General features: G+C 64.5%; 4 protein-coding genes. All 4 read right to left on the bottom strand.

Annotated features, from left to right (window positions below):
- Nucleotides 1-279: 279 nt before the first annotated feature.
- A complete protein-coding gene (gene cyoE / locus ACVOLL_RS20515; protein WP_296253347.1) occupies nt 280-1,173 on the bottom strand; it encodes a heme o synthase in 894 nt (297 codons plus the stop codon).
- Nucleotides 1,174-1,176: 3 nt separating this feature from the next.
- Nucleotides 1,177-2,340, bottom strand: coding sequence for a COX15/CtaA family protein (locus ACVOLL_RS20510; protein WP_481514559.1), 1,164 nt, complete (start codon nt 2,338-2,340; stop codon nt 1,177-1,179).
- Nucleotides 2,341-2,350: 10 nt separating this feature from the next.
- Nucleotides 2,351-2,926 carry a hypothetical protein gene (locus ACVOLL_RS20505; RefSeq protein ID WP_481514558.1) on the bottom strand — a complete coding sequence of 192 codons (576 nt, stop codon included), beginning with the start codon at nt 2,924-2,926 and terminating at the stop codon, nt 2,351-2,353.
- Between the two features lie 2 nt (nt 2,927-2,928).
- The coding region (locus ACVOLL_RS20500) for a hypothetical protein (protein WP_481514557.1) at nt 2,929-3,208 on the bottom strand (280 nt) is incomplete at its 5' end.

Raw genomic sequence — 3,208 nt, 5'->3', positions numbered from 1 at the left:
AACCACGCGCGGGGGGGGGGGCGGGCGCCGCCCCGGGGGGGCCTGTCCCCTCCCCCCCCCCCCCAGTGCCGGCGCGGGCCCCCCCACTACATGAAGCAAAGCAAAGCCAACCCCTCCCCAACCCGTCCGGCCCGAAGGCATAGCCTTCGGTCGTTCATCAGGTCGCGCGGCGGTGCCGCGCAAGCAGACCTTCTTCACCCCCTTGCCTGCGGCAAAGGGAGGGAGCAAGGCGGCATGCAAATGAAAAGGCCGGCATTCGCCGGCCTTTTCATTGCTGGATCACAACCAGGGCAGCAGCCAATGGTCGACCAGCAGGAAGGCGAACAACGCCATCAGATACACGATGGAATAGCCGAACATCTTCATGTTGAACATCTCGTCCGGCGGGTTCTGCATCTTCCATGCGTACCAGAGGAACACGATGTTCAACACCGTTGCCCCGCCCAGGTAGAACATGCCGCTCATGTCGATCGCCACCGGCAGCAGCGTCACCACCGCCAGCACCACCGAGTACGCCAGGATCTGCTTGCGCGTATGCGGCACGCCGTGGGTCACCGGCAGCATCGGGATCTCAGCCTTGGCGTAGTCAACGCGACGGAAGATAGCCAGCGCCCAGAAGTGCGGCGGGGTCCAGATGAAGATGATCAGCACCAGCAGCGAGGCGTAGGCCCAATCCGAGCTGCCCTGCATGCCGGTGATCGCCGCCCAGCCCAGCAGCGGCGGCGTTGCACCTGCCAGGCCGCCGATGACGATGTTCTGCGAGGTCGCCCGCTTCAGGTAGACGGTGTAGATCACCGCATAGCCGATCAGCGAGGCGAAGGTCAGCACTGCGGTGATCACGTTCACCCACAGCACCAGGATGGTCATCGACAGCGCGGTCAGCGCGCCGGCAAACACCAGCACCTGCCGCGGCGAGACCTTGCCGACCACCAGGGGCCGCCAGGAAGTCCGCGCCATCTGCGCGTCGATGCGCGCGTCCAGCAGCTGGTTGATCGCCGCCGCGGCCGAGGCCGACAGCCAGATGCCAAGGAAGCCGAGCAGGCCGGTCACCACCTGTGCGGTGGTCGGCAGGCCCGGAATGGCCAGGCACATGCCGACCAGGGCAGTGAACACAATCAGTGCCACCACCTTCGGCTTGGTCAGGTCCCAGTAATCACGCCATGTTGTACGCATCATTCACTCCGGGGCGCGCAGCCGCGCCAGCAGCGTGACCAATACAAACAACAAGGCAACCGCACCGCCGCTGTGCATCACCGCGACGGCCAGCGGCAACGCCAGCTTGACGTTGAGCACACCCAGGGTGACCTGCAACAACACCAACGCGATCAGCGTGGTCGCCCAACCGCGCATGCCCGGCAAGCGGAACATGCGTACCGACAGCACCAGCAGATACAGCGCCACCAGTACCGCGAACATCCGGTGCGCCATCTGGATGGCGATACGCGAGGCGCCATCCAGCACGCCGCCTTCGTAATCCACGCCAATGCCACGCCACAGGGTGAAGCCTTCCGTGTAGTTCTGCTGCGGCCACCACTGGCTGACACAGCGCGGGAAGTTGTCCAGCGAGGCACTGCCACCGCCGCAGGCCAGTGCCGCGTAGTTGGCGCTGACCCAACCGCCAAGCGCGATCTGCAGCACCACCAGTGCCACCGCACCACGCAGCCACCAGCGCAGGCGCGGCTCTTCGGCCAAAGTGATCGGCAGGTTGGTGGCCTTCCAGGCCATCCACGCCAGCATGCTGAACATCAACATACCGCCAAGCAGATGGCCCATCACCACGATGGGCTTGAGCAGCCAGGTCACCGTCCACATGCCGAGCAAAGCCTGGAACACGACAACCGCCAAGGTGAGCACGGCAGCGCGCGCCAGATCGATGTTGGACCAGCGCAGCGCCGCCAACAGCAGGATCGCTTCACCGCCAATGGCGAGCACGCTGGAGGCCACGTGTTCGCCGCGCATATATAAAGGTATCGCCAGCGCTACCAGCGCCGAGGCGGTGACGATCTGGGCGATGCCGCGCTTGCGTCGGCGTGCTGCCAGCAGCGCCAGCGTCAACACTTCAACGCCGAGCAGGCCGGCCAGGAAACGGTGCACCTGCTCGCGCCAGGCCTTATGGGTTTCCAGCGGACGGATCTCGCTGGCCACGTGCTGGGCGGCTTCCATCTGCGTTTGCGGCCAGGTCACGCGGCCATAGCAGGTCGGCCAATCCGGGCAGCTCAGGCCGGCATCGGACAGGCGTACGAACGAGCCGAACATGATCGTGCTCGCCGTCATGATCAGTGCGAACCACGCCAGTCGGTGGAAATTGCGATACAGCGCCGGACGCGCGGAGGCATTCATCGAACGGAACTCACATCAGTTTCAACAGCTTGGATAGATCAGCCCGCAGTCCACCCGGTTCAAAACCCGGCGCATAGCGGAATACCACAAAGCCATTGGGATCAATCACATACACCGGGGTGCCGGCCGGGTCATCAACCCCCGGCAGCTTGCCCCGGAACGCAGGCTGGGGCTGCAGCACCTTCAGTGCCGGCGTCGCAGCCACCTGTTCAGGCGGCGTACCCAGCCACAATATCTCGACATTATCCGCGTTATGCCCGAACAACTGCCACACCTTGTCCAACTGCTGCGACAAAGTGACGCAGGCCGGCGCACAGTCGGCAGCCGGTGCCAGCAGGATGCGCCAATGTCGCTCGCCGGGGTTCCAATCGTAGGCCTGGCCGCTGGCCAGATGCAGTTGCTCGCTGCGCAGGTCCAATGCCGGCTGCAGCAGTTCACCGTGATGGCGGTTGATCTGCGGCGTCCAACCAGAGAAGCGCAGGATGCCGGCCAGCGCCATCGAGCCGAAGAACATGGCGAAGATCAGCAGCAATACCCGGCGGCCGCGATTGCGGGTGGCGAGCTGGTCGGGGGTGAGTGCGTTCATGGTCAAGGCCGGGAATTGAGAGTCGGGATTGGGGAGTCGGGAGTCGCAGAAGCAGGGGCAAAGGCTTGAAGCCCCCCTCCCCGGCCCTCCCCTTCACCTTCGGTGAAAGGGAGGGGGAAATTCAACGGCAAAAGCAGAAGCGACTGCGTTGCAATCTGCCCCCTCCCTTGCGCGTAGCGCAGGGGAGGGTTGGGGAGGGGTGCTTTGGCTTTGGCTTTGGCTTTGGCTTTGGCTTTGGCGATGGCTATGGCGTAGGAGATGGCGATGCCGATGCAGATGGGT

It is taken from the genome of Stenotrophomonas sp. STEN035, assembly GCF_056759935.1.
This window is presented reverse-complemented; position numbering and strand designations above follow the sequence as displayed.

Bases quoted from the DNA above. Each gene is read 5' to 3' on its own strand.
- cyoE (WP_296253347.1), bottom strand. From the start codon at position 1,173: ATGCGTACAACATGGCGTGATTACTGGGACCTGACCAAGCCGAAGGTG.
- ACVOLL_RS20505 (WP_481514558.1), bottom strand. From the start codon at position 2,926: ATGAACGCACTCACCCCCGACCAGCTCGCCACCCGCAATCGCGGCCGC.
- ACVOLL_RS20510 (WP_481514559.1), bottom strand. From the start codon at position 2,340: ATGAATGCCTCCGCGCGTCCGGCGCTGTATCGCAATTTCCACCGACTG.